The following is a 16293-nucleotide window of genomic DNA, read 5'->3' as shown; positions in this document are numbered from 1 at the left end:
CTATGGACCAGTGTTGTTGATGACTTCCTTCGCCTTCGCCTCCGCTCGGTTGTCGATGATCTTGTTGAATTCGCGACTGTTGAGGTCCATCTCGACGATAAGCTGGAGGGTTTTGACCGTCTCTCGGAGTTGGTCGTGTTTCTCGATAATCTTATCGAGTTTCGTCGCGAGGTCGGTATTCTGGCTGCTGCCCTCGGACTCGGCGAGCATCGCTTCGACCGACTGCTCGTCGACGTCTTCGGACGACATCGAGGGCCCGGACGCCGCCTCAGGGGCCTCTTTCCCGTCGATTTGGCTGTAAACCTCATCGAGGTAAGCGGCCCGCTCCTCTTCGGCCTGGAGGTCAGATCGCACGGCCTCGGCGGCGATGTCGGAGTCGACGTCGGTGATATCGTCGGCTTCTCTGACCTCTTCGCGTTGCTCTTTGAGCTCACGAAGGCGGCGCTGCAACTCCGCTGCCTCTTCTTGATCCTCGAGGGCAACTCCGCCTTCATGGAGATCCGAGAGCTCCTCCTCGACGCTGGCAATTTCGTCGTCCAGATGGCTGGTGACATCGCTTAGCTCGAGGCCGTTCTGGAAGCCCGTCCCGAAGTCCTGGCCTGCCTGTTGGCCCTGTTCTCCGTAATCGATGTCCTCGTAGGGGTTTTCCTCAGCGCCCATGACATCGCTGGCACTCTTATCGCCAGGCTTCGCAGACGACGTGTCGAAATCGCCGAGGTCGCCGCTATCGAGGTTGATTTTGGGTATGCTATTTATCTTTTCAACCACCCAATCTATGAAATCACCGAACGCGCCTGCGACCTTTTCCGAGGCGGAACTGATCCCGAATAGCTTCTCGACAAACCAGTCGATACCGTCGGTGATCGGGTCGATCGCCCACTCGGTGTAGTCGCGGATTCCCTTCCAATTTTTGGAGTACGCTGCCGCAAAAATCGCAGTAGCGCTGAGGAGTAGGCCGATCGCGCTGATAACTGCCCAGACAGGGGCTGTCAAACCCATGATGCTTACTTGTGCGGCGAGGGCACTGGCAGCCATTCCTGAGAGTCCGCCAGACGCGGCTACCGAGGAAGGGAGCAACGCACCGGATAGAGCCCCGGACGCCATAGCCGCGCCTGTTGCCATCGTGGGGAGCATAGTCAACAGCGTCCCCACCCCAATCAACAACGGGCCGAGTGCCGCCGCCAATCCACCGACGACGACGATCGCCTTTTGTTGCCCTTCATTCAAATTCTGGAACCATTCGGCCGCCCCCGAGACGTAGCTCGTGGCTGTACTGAGCATGGGGAGTAACACAGACCCAATCGTCAGCCCCACATCTTCGAGGTTCGACCGCATTTGCTGTATCTCCCCTTGCGTCGTGCTGCGCATCTCTTCGGCCATATCGCTAGTCGCATCCTCAGATTCGCGAACGCGATCTGCATTTTCTTCGAGTGCGTCACTCCCCTGTTGGATCAACGCGGCTGCCGCTGGCCCCGCTTCCCGACCAAAGATTTGCGAGGCGTCACTGGCCTCGAGACTCGATTCTTCGATTTGTTCAAGGACCTCAGCCAACGGCAGCATATTCCCTTCCGCGTCTTGGGTTTGTACACCGGCCTCCTGCAACTGCTTGGCTGCTGTGCTTGAACTGTCTGAGAGTTGCGACAGGATATTCCGGAGAGCCGTCCCTGACTTTTCCGCACTGATGCCTTGGTCTCCTAACATTCCGATAGCAGTGCTGGCTTCCTCTAAGGGGACGCCGAGGGACGACGCAACCGGGGCGACTTGGGACATGGCCGACGCCATATCGTTGACAGTTTGGTTATGGTTTTGCGTGACGGCAGTGAGGGTATCAGTCACCTCACCCATTTCGTTCGCCTCGTACCCGTAGGCCGACATCACGTTCGTCGCGATATCAGTCGCCTCGGCCATGTTGAGTGCACCCCCTGCCGCTTCTGAGAATTGGGTGACTGTCGGCATCGCCTCCATCGCCTGAGCGGCAGATAAGCCCGCACTACTCAAATAATAATACGCATCCGCCGCCTCAGACGCTGAGACGGTGGTTTCTCGAGCTACGCGCCGTGCCGCCCCCTCGAGGTCTTCCTCCATCGACTCAGACACATCTCCCATGACGGCTAGCGAATTTGCCATGCTCTGCTCGAAGGTTTTCGACGTGTCCACTGCCAGCGCCCCCATCGCTGTGAGGGGGGCAGTGATCCCGGCAGTCATCACTCCCCCGGCCCGCTGGAGTGATTTGCCAGTGCTTGCTGCCCGTTCGGTGAATGAATCGAGATCCCTCTTGGCAGAGTCAATTTCCGATTCGAAGCGCCCTTTGTCAAGTTCAAGTACCGCTGTTAGTGTTGATATTGTTGGCATTGGATGGACCGCGAAAACGAACTGCGTTATTCGAATGTCTATTCGGATTCCTCAACGGGCGAAGGGGTGGGCGAATACCACACCCACACCAGCCAACCGACACCGAGCAAAGTCATCGGAATTCCGGCGATCGCGGTGACGACGAAAATCGTCAGCACACCACCGAGCATGATTAGCAGGAGAGGGCCAGCGTATGCTTGTTGGGATGGGTTGTAATCGCAGTGAGGGCACTTGCTCGCTTCAACGCTAATCGGCTCGGCGCATTCTTCGCACGGCCCCCGTTCAACTGACACAGTTTCGCTACCCATACCCAAGAGCGCTCAACGGATTTAGTTAAGTGTTCGTGACTGTTTGCCTCGCCTCTCGGGTCATCGGCAGCAAGTCAGTCGGCAGCGGCGTTGCCCGTATCGGGTCGGAGAGGGGACATCTGTTCCCATTGCTGGTGACAAGAAGAACAAAGAGACACCAGATTCTTGAGGCGGTTCGCTTCCTCGTAGTCTGCCTCATCGCCAACAACGAACGTGCGGAATGGCGCGATGTGGTGAACATCTAACTCACGATCCATTTCGTCCTCAGAGACTCCGCAAGATTCACATTGGAAGTTGTCTCTCCTCCGTGCCTTTTTTCGTTGGGCTTCCCAGTTTGGGCCATAATATGATTCGTAGCCCCCCTTCCAATGTGGGTTTTTCTCCCCACCGAGCAACATGTAGAACGACTCGTGGCGACAACTCGGACTGCAAAACATACGGCGGTCGGCGCGGTATGGGTACGCCCCATAGACTTCGCCACAATTCTCGCAAACCTTCTCGATCTTTCCCTTGTAGTTGTAGTGGTCTTCGCCACTCATCGTCTCACTCACCCATTCTCCCATACATTCGGTGCTGCAGAATCTACGCCGATCTGCATGAGATTTAGGCACAGTGAAAGAGTTGCCACATCGCCCACACTCCAACTCAACACCATCACCGTGGTGGTATTTGATATGGTTTTCCAAGCTTTCTCCATCTTCGAAACCACGATTACACGACTCTCTTGGGCACTTATGCCGCCCCTGCTCTGCCTCGCGCTCTCGGATAGATTGGCCATGCTGCGCGGCGTGGTGTTGCCCGAGTCCTTGACGACTCCCAAACTCCTCGCCGCATGTCGGGCACTGATGGATGTCCCCTGAGTTGCCAAACTCTCCACCACGACACTCTTTGCACCTCGGTTTGAAAGCACCTCGGTGTTTGTGGAAATGTTCCATGTCTCCGGGGAGGGAACGCCCACAGCCAGTGCAAGTGATCAGCCCTTCGGCATCTGGTTGGGCCATCGTCATTCCTCCTCGCAGACGACGTCTTGCAGTTCCTCGAGCGGCGTCACCACTCGAGTTTTTGAGGCAGGAGTGAGAAGGTCACCTCGCCCGACGTTAGGGCGTCGGGCGATCTGCATGATTGCAAGCTTGTTAGCTCTCGTCTGCGGCCTCTTCGCAGGAGCGATAGTCCTCCTGCGAGCTACACCGAGGCGTTGGTCACGACTCGACTTAAGCATTAGGGTGCTTGGGTTGTTCTCGTTCGACGCCACGGCCGAAGCCGAACCCGACGACTCGACAAAGGGCGAGTAGCCCGATAAAGAGTCGGCGGCGGACGCTTCGTACAACTTCGACATTTTCTTCGCCCCGAACGCAGACCCACTGACGGCCGTAGCTGAGTTGATCGACAACGCAGTTGATGGGGCTGCGTTTAGTTGCTCCTTGCCCCCCATACCTATTCCTCGCAGACGACTTCCTGCAGTTCCTCGAGCAGATCGGGCCGGTGTTCCCGGAGGATTTCGATGTCCCTCGGCAGTTCGTCGTTGATCCGACTGCGGACTCGAGTCACCGACTGTTGGACTTGGTGGTCGGTCGCATCGCCTTCGCCGGAGATGTACTCCCGATCCGTTTCCGTCATGACCGCGCGGTAGCGTCCCATAGCGGCCGTTGCGTTCGGACTCATTACGTATATTCCTACGCACTCCTGCATAGTAAAGGTACGCACTAATGCGTAGTTGTCCGGGACCCATACCTTTACTATGCATTGGTGCGTAGTGGTTAGTGTGAACACCGGCCTCTCGGGGCGTTGCGATTCGCCCGCGTGCGCCAACACGCGGGCCGGGTTCACAGAAGGTCTCGAAACCCATGTCGACAAACGCTTCCGCCGGTCTTGAATCCACCGGCACGACGGATGAATCGTTCACGCACCACGTCGAACCGCTCGAGCAGGGCGGCGAACCGTACGTGCGCTGTGAAGGCTGTGGCCGCGAACTGCTCGAGAAACTCGGCGGTGCCGACCAGTTGACGCACGCCAACGGGTGTTCGAACGCATGACTCGACAGGCGTTCGATGTCCGCTGGCGCGGTGTCGATGGCACTGCCCGGAAGATCACGTTCGAGCCCACCTGCGGCGGCTACCTGCGAATCGAGCGCGAATGGACGGGGGCGAAGTGGCGCGAAGTCGGCCGCGAGCCGGTTGAAGATGTCGCGCTTGAGGTGGGCAGCGATGCCGTGGAGGTGGCGTAGATGTCCGACGATGCACCCGACGTTGTGGTCGACGTGCCGCTCGAGCGCCCGTTCTACGACCTGCTGCGGCTCGAGGTCGAACGCGATGACACTGGCTACGAGACGGTCGAAGACCTCCTGAAGAACGGCGCGTGGCGGTTGTTGAGCGATCTCCATAGTGAGTTCGAAACGCAGGCCGAGGCCCCGGTCGGCGTCTCCGACGAAGCCGCGCGCCGGATGTTGTTGCGCGCCGAGTTCAAGCGGCAGACGAGAGAGGGCGACGGCGACCTCGCGTGGTGGGATGTCGTCAACAACTTCGTCCAAGTCGACCCCGTGATTCTTGACGAAAGTGACGAAGAGGTTCGGCCCGACTGGATGGAAGAGTAGGCCGCAGTCCAGGTGAAGCCTTATTTTATGGGAGAAATTGGTCTCCGAGCTTCCGGCGCTCCTCCTGGTACTCTTTATACCGCGTCATCCAGAACGTCTTCTCCGACTCGTCCATCGCGAAGAACTCCTCAGGGCGGTAGCGCTGCTCGTGGTTCAGCCACTCGAGGAACCGTCCGATAGAAGACTCTGCAACATCTCGAGCCTCCTGCTTTCTTCCTCGCCTTCGCCAAGCGCCAAAAAATCTTGGTAGAGGGTTGAGATCTCATCCTCTGTGAACCCGATCGTTTCACGCCAGACCGACGGGTCGTTGAACGACGGGTCGACGGCGTGTTCGGAGAGGGTCTCTTCCATCTGCTCGATGCCGACCTCTGCCTCCTCGAGGAGGTCGAAGAGATCAGCATCGTCCTGTGCCTTCTCGAGGACAGCCTGCTGACGGTCCTCGAACTCCTGCTGTGTTTCGGGATCGGGGTAGAGAAACTCGATCTCCACGCCATGGCGTTCGACGGTGAACGTGTCTCGCGAACGGGCGTCGAAGAGGTCCTGAGCCTTGCCGTACAGTTCGGCCGTCTCGCGCTGCTGTTCGCGTTCTTTCTCGCGCTGTGCCTCGAGTGCTTGATTCGCTGCGTCTGCGTTCGAGATAGTGCTACTCATCGTGTCACCTCAGATCAGGCGCTCGAGAAGTCCAGGTAAAATCCTCCTTCCACCCACCATGTCCACGACGCAGTCGGGGGCGTCGCGCTTGGATCGACTTCAGGGCTCGTCAACTCGCAGTCCTCGAAGCGGTGGAGGAGTTCGGAGTCGGCTTCGATGTCGACCGACGAATAGTCGGGTTCGTGATCGAAGTACGCGATTTCGATGTACTCGTCGTCCGACGCCAGTGTCTTCCGGTCGGCGCTGTCGAACGTGATCTTGCCGTCGCTGTCGACGATGCCGACCTTCTCGAGGGCGGCCAGATCCGGCGCGATCGCCGAGGCGACCTCGACGTCGATCGTGTTGTTCGTCCGGTAGCGCTTCGTCCGGCGTTGCGAGCCGGGGTTGAAGTCTTCGCTGGATTCGTCAGTACTGATGGACAAATCGTCCTTCGTACAGTTCCCGAGAACAGTTCGAACGGGATCGGTGCCACTTTCGTCGACGTGGAGGACGGCGACAACGCTGCCCTCAACCTCTAATTGACTTGTAATTTCTTGTGCCATAGGTTACTCCTTGAGTTGGATCTGCGATCGGTTGATCTTCGTTTCTCCGCCGAACTCGGCGGTGATCTCGACGCGGTACGTTCCGGGACCGTTCGCAGCGCTGGTGTCCCAGACGAACTCGAACTCGCCGGTCGCCGTGTTCGTCATCGACTGCGCCGAGACCACTTCGGTCCCGTCGCTGTTGTCGGTGATCGTGATCTCGGCGTCGGGAGTGCCGTCACTACCCTGGTCGTCCGGGTCGATCGCCCCGTTCGAGTCTGTGTACGAGACCTCGAGCGGGACGTCTTCGCCGGCGTAAGCTGATTTGATGGTCATGTTATGGTTCTCCGGGGCCGTAGATGGCCAGTCGGCCGGTCACTCGGCCAGTGTCGTCTCGACCGAACGCCGCGTCGGGCTGGGCGTTGGTGAGCTGTGCGTCGACGTGCGCGGTTGGACCGCGGGAGATCTCTCCTGATGGCATGGTCTATCGCGTGTAGGTCGTCGTCAGCCAGTCCTGGATGAGCGCGAGGCGGTCGCCGGTGACCTCGGTCCAGCTGCTCGAGTCGGTACCACTGGGCAGCAGTTCCGGCGCGTCGACGGCGACGTCGAGTCGGTCGGCGACCGCCGCCATGATCTCGGCCATCCGGAAGGTCGGGGCGTCCTGCTCGGAGCGCCAGGAGTCCTTCGCGACGACCGAGACCTGCAGCCGGAACTGCCGCTCGATCGTCGAGAACTCACGCTGGGAGTTCGAGGTCTCCGTGACCGGCTGGACGCGGACGACGACCGGGTACTCCTGGGGATCCTTCGGCCAGCCCTCGTCGATCGCGCTGGTGTCCTCGAGGAGCGCGACGAGATCGTCGTAGTTCCGCAGGTCGACGACCGTATCTCTAAGGGCGTCATGAAGTCCATATGTCATAGATCGAACTCCATGATCCGCTCTTCGCCGTTGATCGCGCCGACGACGAGCGCGCGGCCGAGTGACGGCCACGTCCAGACCCGTTTGATCTCGAGCGTGACGGTGAGGTCGGAGACGTCGGTCATGCGTTGCCCTCCTTCGCAGCGACGCGGAAGACGAGCTGCTCGATGTCGCGGATCAGCGCCATCTGCTCGCGGTCCAGCGCCGGCCGGAGCATCGGTTGCGCGGCCATCTTGCTGGTCCCTCGCTCGACGTATTCGGCGTAGTCGGTGGTGTTGCCGACCTCGGTCATGATCGTCCCGCGTCGGGCCTCGGTCAGCCCCGTCCACGAGGCCCGGAGGTTCCCGGTGTCGACGGGGGAGCGCTGCTGGGCCTCTTTCTGGATGTTCTGCTCGGCCTCTTCCATCCGCTCCATGAGCTGGTCGTCAGCGCTCTCGACCATGCTCTCGAAGGCCTCCTGGGCGCCCTCAGGGGCGAAGCCGCTCTCGAAGTCGAGGTTGACGTCCATCGTCAGACCTCCACTCTCGTTACTTCGAGTTCGACGTGCTCTGGAACGGCCGAGTCGAGCCGCTGGACGTTCGGCGGCTGGGCCGCGAACCGACCGTCGGCGCTCGCGAGGTCGACGCGGTCGTCAGCCTCGATCTCGAGTTCGTAGTTACCCCCCGTGATCGAGCCGACGTCCACTGGATCGACGTACAGCCGGTAGACCTCCTGCGGCCATTCCGAGTAGACCTCGCGGATGTACTCGGCGCTGCGCTGCTCGGACCGTATCTCGGCGGCCTCGACATCGGCCTCGTCGTAGACGACCTCGCCGTCGACGTAGTCCCACTGGTCGTCCTCAAGCGACAGCGGTACCCACTCGTAGACCGGCTCGGTCTCGCCGTACGGACCCTCTTCGGATCCGACCTGGCGCTCGACGAAGAACACCGCCTCGTCGTTTTCGAAGCCAGAAAGCATGGGTCAAGTCAGCCCCTCGTGTCGGGGACGCCGATCGACGCGGTCTTGTTCATCGCACCGATTCCCAGCAGTTCGTCCGTCGCCCCGAGCCGGCGAGCGTCAGCTCGGAGTTCGTCGACGGACGATTCTTCGTAGGACTTCTGTGCGTTCCCGACCTGTTGGCTGCTGGCCGCCCGGTCGAGTTTCGTCGCGATGTGCAGCGCTGCCAGCACGGCCTCGAGGTCGCACCGGTCTGGCTCATCGAGGCCGCCGACGTTGTCATCGCGATCTATATCGCGAGCCTTGCGCTCGATGACCTTCTGGATCTTCTCGTCGCCCAGGTTCGTGTCGATCTCGAGGCGGACGTCCGTCGGCGTTGCGGTGGCCATCCGTTACCCCTCGAGTTCGTTCAGTCGCGAGTCGATCGCGTTCTTCGCGGTCGTACGATCGTCGTTCTGCTTCTCGGCCTCCTTGATCGTCTCGAGGAGGCTGACATCGTCGACATCCGCAATGCGATCTTCCAGCCCTGGGACGTCGAGATCCTTCGGGTGAGGATCGAGATCGTCGACGGTCAGCTCGTCGGTGCCGTCCCCGGCATCGGCGGCCTCCTCGTCGCCGTTGACGTCATCAACGATCTCGAGCGTGCGCGGGTGGCGACCGACGATCCGTTCGGGGACCTCAAGCTCGTCGCCACGAGTGTACTGCTCACGGTCGAACCGGAACTGTGCGCCGGCGACCCGGACAGTGACTGTAGTTTCTGGCATTAGTCCTCGACCTCCTCACCGTCGATGTAGATGTCGACAGCTTCGTCCTCGGGGATGTGGAACTCTTCACCGTCTGTCGTTTCGACGGTTACAGCCCGCGTACCGTCGCCGTGGTTGTGGAAGAGGTCGGCGAGGACTTCATGCTCGTCATCCCACGGCTGGCCTTTGTAGATGGTTGTTCTTGTCATGGTCTATTCCTCCGTGTGTTGTGTGTGTGTGTAGTCATGATTCTGGTTTCAGCGGTATCCCCTCCCACTTCGCGTGGCAGGAGCGGCAGAGCGTGATGAGATTGTCGAGCCTGTTCGCCGCTTCATGATCGAGACCATCATCGTCGACGAACTCTCGACGAGGTCGGATGTGGTGGACGTCGAGATCGCGCCCCGTCCGGTCACGGTACTCCGATTCCGAGACGCCACAGACCACACACTGGTGATCGTCACGCTCGAGGCGCTTTTCCCGTTGCTCGGGCCAGTTCGGCCCGTAGTAATGGACCTGGCCACCCTCCCACATCGGATGGTCCTCGCCGCTTAGTTGGCCGTTAGTGATCCCGTAGCGACGAGTGTAGTCCGACACCGTCGACGAACCGACGTTGAGTAGATCGGCGATTTGGTAGGTGTCGAGCCCCTCCTTTTCGTAGAGGTGTCGGAGTTCGTCCTCATCGGTTAGGACCTCGTACGCCGGTCCAGGTAGCAGCGATAGTTGGACAGATTCGCCGTTCTCCCGCCCTGTAATGCCGTGGCGGTTCATCCACGTCTCGATGGTGGAGACACCACAGTCCAGGCGGTCAGCGATTTCAGCCTGCGACAGTTGCTCCTCAGCATACAACTCCCTCATCCGGTCTTCGTCTTGCCACGGACGCTTGATACCATGACGGCGAATCCAGTTCGACACAGTACTATCACTGCATCCGAGCCGTTCGGCGATCTCCGGCTGACTCAACCGCTCCTCCACGTAGAGTTTGCGGAGGGTATCTTCGTCTGTCCACGGGGCATCTGATTCGACCGCGTTCTGGGTTGCTTCAGTGCGGTCACGGGATTTGATCCCGTGCCGTTGCATCCAGTCGTTGATAACCGACGGGTCAGTGTCCAACCGGTTAGCGATCTCACGTTGGGAGAGTCCTTCATCGTGGTAGAGTTTGCAGAGCGTATCGGCGTCTCGCCACGGGTACTTCATACACGTCATTCGTGCTACTGTCATATAATTACCACCGATCTCCCAACAGGTGTTGTTTACGCGTTGATTCCCGTGATTCGGGCAATACCCCGGACTCCGTCAGGAGAACGGCGAACGAAGGGGGTCCTACTTGACAGAGTTTTGTTACGCAACCCAAATCCACCGTCGACCTCCCAGTTCGTGTTCGTGACGCCCTGGGCGACGACCATCTGGAAGTACCGCGGATCGTTCAGCAGCAGGATCGCGCTGTCGGCGTCCAGGCGCGGCGCCGGGACGATGTTGAGGTACGGGTACTTCCGCTCGAGGCGCTCCATGATCGGCTCGTCGGTCGCGGAGGTCTCGTAGTCCTCGCGGTCGACCTCGCCCCACAGGGCGCGGGGGACGAAGATCCAGCCGCCGACCTCGGAGACCAGCGGGACGTCGTCCTGATCCTGAACATCGGTCTGATCCTCGACGGTGTCGTGGAGTTCCTTGAAGTCGGCGAGGATCTCTTCCGGGCTGTTGACCCAGCCGTTCGAGCCGCTGGCCTGCAGGATGAGATCGGCGTCGGAGTCGAGGCCCGTTGCCGCGAGGGTGCCGCGGTCGGTCGGAATCTCGCGACCTTCGCCGTTCCAGAGGAGGCCGTGCTCCGAGCGGTTGAGCGCTCGGCGAGCCTCCTGGCCGACGCTGGTGTCGAGATCGTCGCCGAACTGCATCGCGTTCTGGACCTCGCGGCTGTCGAACTCGTAGTCGACGTGGTGGATCCAGAGCGGGACGCCGTGGAGTGCGTTCGCGGGCATCTCCTGGACGCTTCGGGCCCGCGCGTTCATGCTCCGGTTGGCCTCGAGGCGGGTGGCGCGGAGGCGGTCGAAGTACGCGTAGCGGAAGAGGCTCGCGCTGACGCCGAAGCCGGCACCGATCAGCTGGTCGATGACCGTCGACTGGACGAACTGGTCGTCGAGGATGGTCTCCGCGTACTCCTGCCAGGAGTCGACTTGCATCGCGGAGTCGGCAGTCAGTTCCGCCGACGGCTGCTTGATCCCGATCGCCTGATCGAGCTCATCCCACATGTCGGGACCGAGCGGGGACTGGGCGCGAATCTGCTTCCACGCCTGTTCACGCTGTTTTCTGACCGGGTTGAACAGCGCTGTTTCGTGGAGGCGCGACGCCCCCTCGAACTCTTCGGCCATCTGCGGGTCGTGCTGCGTAACGCTATCAGTAGTTGCCATGAGTTCTCACCTCAGTAGAACTCCACGAGAACGTGGGTCGGGTCGTCGCCGCTGCTCATCGTCACGCCGTCCTCGTCCGCGATCGTCGCGACCGCCTCGGTCGGCGAGCCGCCACTGATGACCTCGAGGTAGCCGTTGGCGTTCCAGCCGAGTTCGGCGCCCTCGGTGTAGGTGTCGTCGGTGCCGTCGCCGTCGACGTCGGCGTAGGCGACGAGGGCCCGGGCCTCGTCGTGGCTCTGGAAGCCGATCGTCTCGACGTTCGATCCCGCCGGGTAGGTGATCTCCAGCGGGCTCTGGTTCGTTCCGACCCCGCGGCTGCCAGGGTTGCGCTGTTCGCGAACGACGCGCTTGGTCTTCGAGTCGGCGCCGGCAGCCGTGTAGCCGCCAGCTCCACGAACGACGCCCTGGCCGGGCTCGAGTTCCTCAAGGGCCTCGTCGTCGTCGTAGTCTTCGGCGTCGTTCGTCTGTGCGAGAACCGACGTCTGCGTGTTGAGTTTCGTCATCTATCTCACCTCAGTTCTCCGCGACCCCGGTACCGTACTCGTCGGGATCTTCCTCGCTGTTGTCCTCGGCGTCGCCCGTCGCCGGCGAAGCGGATGCCGTGATGCCAGCCGCTCCGGGCAGTCCCATGCCGCCGTTGCCGGCGACGCGATCGTGCTCTCGATCGACGAGCGCGTCCGCCGAGGCCATGAGGTCCTCGCGGTCGTCCTCGTCGTACTGGTTGGAGTGGGCGATGATCTCGTCGACCTTCTGCCCCTTCGTGGCTTCTTCCTGGGCCTGGGCGACGAGATCGCCGGCGTTGTCCTCGGTGACGAAGCCCTGCTCCTCAAGGGCGACCTTCGCCTCGGCAGGCGTCATCTCTCCGAGCGTCTTGCCGTCGCCGCCGTTGTCCGGGTCGTCGTTGCTACCGCCGTCGCTGCCACCGTCACCGGCGGCGTTCTCGGCGGCGAGTTCGTACGTCTGTTCGAGTACGTTGTCGTCCATCGCCTCGAGGGACTCCTTGTCGAAGTCCGCGTTGGCGGTCAGGAACGTGATGTACTGCTCTCGGGTGTTGTCGTCCATGTCTGTCGTAGGAGAGTCGTCCACAGGGGATTCCGCCCCCATCGTTTGCGTACCAGTCTGCTGTCCACCGTCGGTGCCGGCCGTGACGTCCGCTTCTGCTGGGGCCACACCGACGAACGCCGAGTCGTAGAAGTAGCCACCGTCAGCGCTCGTGATGAGGTCCAGCATCTCGCCGTCCTCGCTCGCGTAGTGAAGCGCGACGTAGACGTCGGCATCCTCCTCGAGCGGCTCGTCCAGATCGATCGCCTGATCGGTGAGGAGTTCGCCGGCCGAGACTGCGTCGGCCTCGCCAATCGAAGAGCTAAGTCCTGGACCGATGTCCGGGTACTCGGTACCCTCGAGGTGAGCGCACGCCATCCAGTGAGCGTCTTCGAAGCCGGCTTCGGCGACGCGGATCGCTTCGCCGTCGCTGGTCTGCGGCTCGACGTGGATGAAGCCACGCCGGTCACCGCGATCGCCGATAATCCCGAACTTCCGAGCCAGTCGTTCGACCAGGCTCTCGGTGTCGTCCGCGGCACCGTCATCGTAGGCAGCGGTCAGCTGGTCGCCGAAGTCTGTGGAATGCGTGAACGACGCCAGCGCCTCGTTCGGGCCCCACTCCGCGGTGTTCGATGGACTGTCGCCCTTCGAGACCACGGAGAGGTCGAGGAACTTGATGTTCGACGCCTTGACGTCGGCCTCGGGATCATCATACGGTTCGACCTGGAATCGAGGGTGGACAGAGACTTCGTACGTCCCGCCACGAACGCCGTCGGCGATATCCCGATCATGGGTCGTCGCTTCGTAGCCGACTGCATCCGCTTCCTCGATCCAACCCGCCTTCGGGACCTTTCCGACTGTTTCCTCGGTCGGCGGCGGGTATACCGGACGGCCGTCGTCGTCTTCGGGATGGTCGGTCGTGAGCGGTTCACCGGCCTGAGACTCGGCTGCTTTCTGGAGCTCCTCCGCAGTCATCAGGACCCGCGTCCCGTCGTCCATGTGGAGGATGTCCCCAGCAGCGACCGCGATGCCGCTGAAGCGCCATGGCGGCTCGTCATCGTCGTCTTGACCTGCGGTTAGCCGAGCCGTTCGGGCCGACACCCGCAGGTCATGCGTATCGTTGTTTTTCATGGTTGCATCGGCCCAGGACCTCGCCCCTCACCGCTCGCGCGGTGGGTGTCGTACGGGGGTCATCGGGCCTGGGATCAAGCTGCTGCCTGGGTTGGTGAGAAGTGAGCGACCAGTTCCTGGGCGCCGTCGACGTCCGTCGCTGCGAGCGCCTCGTAGCGCTCACGCGACTCGTCGACGAACGCACCAGTACGGTACATCGCGACGAACTCGTGGGGGTGCGCCTCGAGCGCCGCTGCGGCGGCCTCGTTCACGATCGGGATCACCGCGCAGCGACACTGCGGATGGATCGGCGGCTGGTTCTCCGAGCCCTCGAACTCGTCGAGCGTCCAGGGGCTGCGCTGGGCGACCGAGGCACACTGATCGCAGACGCGCTGGTCGCCGGCGGTCTGGACCTGAACCTCGGGCTCGAGGCCGACCGAGTTGATGCCCTGCTGCCGGTAGCGCTCGATCGTCGACTGCGTGTGGGCGTTGATGGTCTCCGTTCGAGCGAGGACCGTCGAGCGCGTCTTTCCGATCTTGTTGACGCGGTCGGTGATCCGGCGCGCCATCTTCGTCGGGTTCTCGCCGGCCGCGATCCCGTCGGCGAGCTCGCGAGTGATCTGTCGGGAAACCTCGTTCGTGATCCCCTCGAGTTCAGCATAGTTCCGGCTGAACAGGACCTGCAGTTTCCGCTCGTGAACCGGCATCTCGACCAACTCCCGGGCCGCCTTGGAATCGGTTGGCTCGATGTCGAGGCCAGCCTGGCGAAGATTCGTGTCGGCATCCTCGAGGCCACGCTCGTACGCCCGGCGGACCCAGACGTTCTCGTCGCGATCGATGACCTCGAGGGCCTCGTTCTCCTGCGCGGTCTGGAGCCACTCCCGGAAGCGCTCGATACGCTGGTCCGGCGGGACCGTGCTGAGATCCGGCGGCTCGTCAACAGCCGTGATCTCGGCCTCGAACGCGGCAGTGAGTGACGCTTGGAGTTGGTCGGTCCGACTGTGGTCGTGGTAGTCTCGATAGTCCGCGAACGTGTCCAGAAGCTCTTGGGCTTCGTCATCCGCAAGACTATCGTCGCCGCGCAGACCGAGGATGTCGTCGGAGATGACCGACTCAGTGATTGCGGCGTTGATCCGACCGAACGCCCCGCGAAGGCGCTGGGCGTACGTCTGTCGGATCGTCTTCGTCTTGGTTGGATCCTGCTGCTGGGCATGGAGGTGGTGCCGGTCGCCGGATGGGGAAGCAGCGCTGCTCATGTCTCAGTCATCAGCCTCCGCAGGACCGAACGCGGACTCGAACTGTGCCGCGACCTCCGGATCGGCTTCGTCCAGTTCCGGGAGGTCGGCGTCCTCGAGCTCGGACGGGAGATCGCCGTCCTCGATGAACTCCAGTTGCTGCTTGGGGGTGAGGACACCAGGCGCGACCTGCAGCCACGTCTCGAGGACCTCGGCCCGCGTCTTGCGGATCTCTGCCTGGTCCGACTCGGACATCTCGGCCAGGGGCTGCCAGTCGACCTCGTAGCCTTCGCCTCGAGGCTCGGCGATCGTGCCGATGTCCTGCAGCCGGTCGATGGTTGCACGGACGATCTGCGGCTCGACGAACTCGTTGCGCCGTTCGGCGATCTTCCCGTACCACTCCTTGAGGTCCTGCGTGGTGGCCCGCTCGCCGCTCTCGTTGCCCTTCAGGACGGACTGCGGGAGCCCTGTCTGGGCGCTGACCGCCTCGATGTTCGGGTCGATGACCGGCTGCGGGTCGATGTCCTCGCCGCCGAGGCTCTTGACGTCGTCGGCGCCATGGGTCCGAAGGACGTTCTCGAGGCCGTGCTGCCAGCGCTGGAGGTGTTCGCGGAGTTGGTCACCGTCGTCCTCGAGGTTGAAGTCCTCGGAGATGTTGATGTGGATACCCCACGCAGCGGCTCGGTAGACGAGTTGGCCGGCGGCGCCGAGCGTCTTCTCGATGTCGATCAAGTTGTTGTAGACCGGCTTCTGTCGCGGGATGCCTCGAAGCTCATCGTCCAGAAGCTCGTCCGACGGGATGTGGATGACCCGCTGCCAGTGGACGTCGACCGTCTCGTCGCCGTGGTGCTGGATCACGGTCTCGTACTCGTTCTCGTCCGAGAGGTCGAGCGTGTACTCGACCGGATCTCCCCAGCGCCCAGAGCCAGGCCCGCCGACTGCGACATCTGTGACCGACGCCCTTGAGAACGGCCGGAGTCCCGTGAGTTCGGCGCCGGCCTCGACCGGACTCGAGAAGCCGTCGGGATCGTCGACGTCGTCGAACTCGAGGACGAGTACGCCGAACTTCCCGACGCCGGCGAGCTTGTCGGCCCGCTTCGCGTAGTGCCACAGTTGGTGATCGTCGACGAGCTCCTGGACGTCGCTCTCGAACTGCGTCTGGTCGACGCCCTCTGGGGGCTCGGCCCTATCGTCGATCTGCGGCGGGTTGCGCCAGGTCGTCGACGGCGGGAGGAACGTGACGGCATAGGCGTAGGGGTTCCGCAGCGCGAGGGCGAAGAAGTCCTCGACGGTCGGGTTCTTGTCCCAGCTGAAGACCTCGTAGTAGTCCTCGTCGCCGGGGATGTTCTCACCCAACGCCTGGGCGAGTGCGAACCGCATCTGAAACTCCTGCCGGGCGGAGAGCCCATCGTCTTGTGCGACCAGTTCGGCCTCCCGACCACCGCCGGCGGCGTCGTCCGTCTCGTCTGCTGTAGAAGTATCAGTCAT

The 16293-nt window shown here is 62.0% G+C and carries 23 protein-coding genes; 3 read left to right on the top strand and 20 right to left on the bottom strand.

Annotated elements, in window-relative coordinates:
• The 4 genes from NP511_RS02150 to NP511_RS02135 all read right to left on the bottom strand — a co-directional run bounded on the left by NP511_RS02150 (position 1) and on the right by NP511_RS02135 (position 4322).
• Positions 1-2352 (bottom strand): phage tail tape measure protein, encoded by a 2352-nt coding sequence (locus tag NP511_RS02150; RefSeq protein ID WP_084158211.1) that lies wholly within the window; start codon positions 2350-2352, stop codon positions 1-3.
• A gap of 38 nt (positions 2353-2390) precedes the next feature.
• Entirely contained in the window at positions 2391-2660 is a 270-nt protein-coding gene (locus tag NP511_RS02145; RefSeq protein ID WP_136396924.1) for a hypothetical protein, read from the bottom strand.
• Positions 2661-2734: 74 nt separating this feature from the next.
• Positions 2735-3199: an HNH endonuclease gene (locus tag NP511_RS02140; protein WP_158413742.1), complete on the bottom strand. Its 465-nt coding sequence runs from the start codon at positions 3197-3199 to the stop codon at positions 2735-2737.
• 895 nt (positions 3200-4094) lie between these two features.
• A complete protein-coding gene (locus tag NP511_RS02135; protein ID WP_371827944.1) occupies positions 4095-4322 on the bottom strand; it encodes a hypothetical protein in 228 nt (75 codons plus the stop codon).
• Positions 4323-4504: 182 nt separating this feature from the next.
• Here NP511_RS02135 and NP511_RS02130 point away from each other — a divergent pair, with 182 nt between their 5' ends.
• From NP511_RS02130 to NP511_RS02120, 3 genes are read left to right on the top strand one after another with little or no spacing between them, the layout of a single operon-like run.
• On the top strand, positions 4505-4693 hold the full coding sequence (locus NP511_RS02130) for a DUF8118 domain-containing protein (protein ID WP_049964220.1): 189 nt from the start codon (positions 4505-4507) through the stop codon (positions 4691-4693).
• Positions 4690-4884, top strand: coding sequence for a hypothetical protein (locus tag NP511_RS02125; protein ID WP_049964219.1), 195 nt, complete (start codon positions 4690-4692; stop codon positions 4882-4884). Before NP511_RS02130 ends, NP511_RS02125 begins: the two co-directional genes overlap by 4 nt.
• On the top strand, positions 4885-5250 hold the full coding sequence (locus NP511_RS02120; RefSeq protein ID WP_049964218.1) for a hypothetical protein: 366 nt from the start codon (positions 4885-4887) through the stop codon (positions 5248-5250).
• 153 nt (positions 5251-5403) lie between these two features.
• On the opposite strand, the gene NP511_RS02115 is transcribed toward NP511_RS02120, so the two are convergent.
• From NP511_RS02115 to NP511_RS02040, 16 genes are all read right to left on the bottom strand, one after another.
• Positions 5404-5901: a hypothetical protein gene (locus NP511_RS02115; protein WP_049964217.1), complete on the bottom strand. Its 498-nt coding sequence runs from the start codon at positions 5899-5901 to the stop codon at positions 5404-5406.
• Between the two features lie 14 nt (positions 5902-5915).
• Positions 5916-6443 carry a hypothetical protein gene (locus tag NP511_RS02110; RefSeq protein ID WP_049964216.1) on the bottom strand — a complete coding sequence of 176 codons (528 nt, stop codon included), beginning with the start codon at positions 6441-6443 and terminating at the stop codon, positions 5916-5918.
• 3 nt (positions 6444-6446) lie between these two features.
• The gene (locus tag NP511_RS02105; RefSeq protein WP_049964215.1) at positions 6447-6758 is read right to left on the bottom strand and encodes a flagellar hook assembly protein FlgD; all 312 of its coding nucleotides are present in this window, start codon (positions 6756-6758) and stop codon (positions 6447-6449) included.
• Between the two features lie 148 nt (positions 6759-6906).
• Positions 6907-7338, bottom strand: coding sequence for a hypothetical protein (locus NP511_RS02100; protein WP_049964214.1), 432 nt, complete (start codon positions 7336-7338; stop codon positions 6907-6909).
• Positions 7335-7463 (bottom strand): hypothetical protein, encoded by a 129-nt coding sequence (locus NP511_RS02095; protein WP_257720300.1) that lies wholly within the window; start codon positions 7461-7463, stop codon positions 7335-7337. The genes NP511_RS02100 and NP511_RS02095 overlap by 4 nt, the downstream gene beginning before the upstream one ends.
• The gene (locus NP511_RS02090; RefSeq protein ID WP_049964213.1) at positions 7460-7846 is read right to left on the bottom strand and encodes an HK97-gp10 family putative phage morphogenesis protein; all 387 of its coding nucleotides are present in this window, start codon (positions 7844-7846) and stop codon (positions 7460-7462) included. Before NP511_RS02090 ends, NP511_RS02095 begins: the two co-directional genes overlap by 4 nt.
• A gap of 2 nt (positions 7847-7848) precedes the next feature.
• The gene (locus tag NP511_RS02085) at positions 7849-8295 is read right to left on the bottom strand and encodes a hypothetical protein (RefSeq protein ID WP_049964212.1); all 447 of its coding nucleotides are present in this window, start codon (positions 8293-8295) and stop codon (positions 7849-7851) included.
• Between the two features lie 8 nt (positions 8296-8303).
• Positions 8304-8663: a hypothetical protein gene (locus tag NP511_RS02080; RefSeq protein WP_049964211.1), complete on the bottom strand. Its 360-nt coding sequence runs from the start codon at positions 8661-8663 to the stop codon at positions 8304-8306.
• Positions 8664-8666: 3 nt separating this feature from the next.
• Positions 8667-9038, bottom strand: coding sequence for a hypothetical protein (locus NP511_RS02075; RefSeq protein ID WP_049964210.1), 372 nt, complete (start codon positions 9036-9038; stop codon positions 8667-8669).
• A complete protein-coding gene (locus NP511_RS02070) occupies positions 9038-9226 on the bottom strand; it encodes a hypothetical protein (protein WP_049964209.1) in 189 nt (62 codons plus the stop codon). Before NP511_RS02070 ends, NP511_RS02075 begins: the two co-directional genes overlap by 1 nt.
• Positions 9227-9260: 34 nt before the next feature.
• Positions 9261-10211, bottom strand: coding sequence for a helix-turn-helix domain-containing protein (locus NP511_RS02065; protein WP_049964208.1), 951 nt, complete (start codon positions 10209-10211; stop codon positions 9261-9263).
• A 56-nt stretch (positions 10212-10267) separates the two neighbouring features.
• Positions 10268-11419, bottom strand: coding sequence for a DUF2184 domain-containing protein (locus tag NP511_RS02060; protein WP_233274290.1), 1152 nt, complete (start codon positions 11417-11419; stop codon positions 10268-10270).
• A gap of 11 nt (positions 11420-11430) precedes the next feature.
• Positions 11431-11922 carry a hypothetical protein gene (locus NP511_RS02055; RefSeq protein WP_049964206.1) on the bottom strand — a complete coding sequence of 164 codons (492 nt, stop codon included), beginning with the start codon at positions 11920-11922 and terminating at the stop codon, positions 11431-11433.
• Positions 11923-11932: 10 nt separating this feature from the next.
• Positions 11933-13591, bottom strand: a complete 1659-nt coding sequence (locus tag NP511_RS02050) for a hypothetical protein (RefSeq protein WP_049964205.1) — start codon at positions 13589-13591, stop codon at positions 11933-11935.
• A 74-nt stretch (positions 13592-13665) separates the two neighbouring features.
• Positions 13666-14826 carry a phage head morphogenesis protein gene (locus tag NP511_RS02045; protein ID WP_049964204.1) on the bottom strand — a complete coding sequence of 387 codons (1161 nt, stop codon included), beginning with the start codon at positions 14824-14826 and terminating at the stop codon, positions 13666-13668.
• Positions 14827-14829: 3 nt separating this feature from the next.
• The gene (locus NP511_RS02040; protein ID WP_049964203.1) at positions 14830-16293 is read right to left on the bottom strand and encodes an anti-CBASS protein Acb1 family protein; all 1464 of its coding nucleotides are present in this window, start codon (positions 16291-16293) and stop codon (positions 14830-14832) included.

Source organism: Natrinema thermotolerans (assembly GCF_031165565.1).
GTDB lineage: Archaea > Halobacteriota > Halobacteria > Halobacteriales > Natrialbaceae > Natrinema > Natrinema thermotolerans.
The sequence above is the reverse complement of the archived record's forward strand: the minus strand, read 5'-3'. Positions and strand labels throughout refer to the sequence as shown.

Excerpts from the sequence above, each read along its gene's own strand:
- NP511_RS02150 (WP_084158211.1), bottom strand. The coding sequence starts at position 2,352 with ATGCCAACAATATCAACACTAACAGCGGTACTTGAACTTGACAAAGGG.
- NP511_RS02145 (WP_136396924.1), bottom strand. The coding sequence starts at position 2,660 with ATGGGTAGCGAAACTGTGTCAGTTGAACGGGGGCCGTGCGAAGAATGC.
- NP511_RS02140 (WP_158413742.1), bottom strand. The coding sequence starts at position 3,199 with ATGAGTGGCGAAGACCACTACAACTACAAGGGAAAGATCGAGAAGGTT.
- NP511_RS02135 (WP_371827944.1), bottom strand. The coding sequence starts at position 4,322 with ATGAGTCCGAACGCAACGGCCGCTATGGGACGCTACCGCGCGGTCATG.
- NP511_RS02130 (WP_049964220.1), top strand. The coding sequence starts at position 4,505 with ATGTCGACAAACGCTTCCGCCGGTCTTGAATCCACCGGCACGACGGAT.
- NP511_RS02125 (WP_049964219.1), top strand. The coding sequence starts at position 4,690 with ATGACTCGACAGGCGTTCGATGTCCGCTGGCGCGGTGTCGATGGCACT.
- NP511_RS02120 (WP_049964218.1), top strand. The coding sequence starts at position 4,885 with ATGTCCGACGATGCACCCGACGTTGTGGTCGACGTGCCGCTCGAGCGC.
- NP511_RS02115 (WP_049964217.1), bottom strand. The coding sequence starts at position 5,901 with ATGAGTAGCACTATCTCGAACGCAGACGCAGCGAATCAAGCACTCGAG.
- NP511_RS02110 (WP_049964216.1), bottom strand. The coding sequence starts at position 6,443 with ATGGCACAAGAAATTACAAGTCAATTAGAGGTTGAGGGCAGCGTTGTC.
- NP511_RS02105 (WP_049964215.1), bottom strand. The coding sequence starts at position 6,758 with ATGACCATCAAATCAGCTTACGCCGGCGAAGACGTCCCGCTCGAGGTC.
- NP511_RS02100 (WP_049964214.1), bottom strand. The coding sequence starts at position 7,338 with ATGACATATGGACTTCATGACGCCCTTAGAGATACGGTCGTCGACCTG.
- NP511_RS02095 (WP_257720300.1), bottom strand. The coding sequence starts at position 7,463 with ATGACCGACGTCTCCGACCTCACCGTCACGCTCGAGATCAAACGGGTC.
- NP511_RS02090 (WP_049964213.1), bottom strand. The coding sequence starts at position 7,846 with ATGGACGTCAACCTCGACTTCGAGAGCGGCTTCGCCCCTGAGGGCGCC.
- NP511_RS02085 (WP_049964212.1), bottom strand. The coding sequence starts at position 8,295 with ATGCTTTCTGGCTTCGAAAACGACGAGGCGGTGTTCTTCGTCGAGCGC.
- NP511_RS02080 (WP_049964211.1), bottom strand. The coding sequence starts at position 8,663 with ATGGCCACCGCAACGCCGACGGACGTCCGCCTCGAGATCGACACGAAC.
- NP511_RS02075 (WP_049964210.1), bottom strand. The coding sequence starts at position 9,038 with ATGCCAGAAACTACAGTCACTGTCCGGGTCGCCGGCGCACAGTTCCGG.
- NP511_RS02070 (WP_049964209.1), bottom strand. The coding sequence starts at position 9,226 with ATGACAAGAACAACCATCTACAAAGGCCAGCCGTGGGATGACGAGCAT.
- NP511_RS02065 (WP_049964208.1), bottom strand. The coding sequence starts at position 10,211 with ATGAAGTACCCGTGGCGAGACGCCGATACGCTCTGCAAACTCTACCAC.
- NP511_RS02060 (WP_233274290.1), bottom strand. The coding sequence starts at position 11,419 with ATGGCAACTACTGATAGCGTTACGCAGCACGACCCGCAGATGGCCGAA.
- NP511_RS02055 (WP_049964206.1), bottom strand. The coding sequence starts at position 11,922 with ATGACGAAACTCAACACGCAGACGTCGGTTCTCGCACAGACGAACGAC.
- NP511_RS02050 (WP_049964205.1), bottom strand. The coding sequence starts at position 13,591 with ATGAAAAACAACGATACGCATGACCTGCGGGTGTCGGCCCGAACGGCT.
- NP511_RS02045 (WP_049964204.1), bottom strand. The coding sequence starts at position 14,826 with ATGAGCAGCGCTGCTTCCCCATCCGGCGACCGGCACCACCTCCATGCC.
- NP511_RS02040 (WP_049964203.1), bottom strand. The coding sequence starts at position 16,293 with ATGACTGATACTTCTACAGCAGACGAGACGGACGACGCCGCCGGCGGT.